The organism is Pseudoalteromonas sp. BSi20429, from assembly GCF_000238895.1.
Classification (GTDB): domain Bacteria; phylum Pseudomonadota; class Gammaproteobacteria; order Enterobacterales; family Alteromonadaceae; genus Pseudoalteromonas; species Pseudoalteromonas arctica.
This window is the reverse complement of record NZ_BADV01000091.1, coordinates 1-217: the sequence shown is the minus strand read 5'-3', so window position 1 is coordinate 217 and position 217 is coordinate 1. Positions and strand designations below refer to the sequence as shown.

1 tRNA gene is annotated in these 217 nt (G+C 40.1%); it reads left to right on the top strand.

Annotated elements, in window-relative coordinates:
- Positions 1-74: 74 nt before the first annotated feature.
- A tRNA-Gln gene (locus P20429_RS03030) sits at positions 75-149 on the top strand.
- Positions 150-217: the final 68 nt, after the last annotated feature.

The window sequence follows — 217 nt, the reverse complement described above, 5'->3', positions numbered from 1 at the left end:
CGGTTGTGAGAGTTCAAGTCTCTCTTTCCGCACCATGTTCTTATAAGAACTAAAATTATACATTAATTCTTTGTTGGGATATCGCCAAGCGGTAAGGCACCAGGTTTTGATCCTGGCATTCCCAGGTTCAAATCCTGGTATCCCAGCCAACTTCTTCTACCAAGGAAAGTTGGATAAAAGAATTGCTCTAGCTTAGAGTTTAAATTAGCAACTTAGT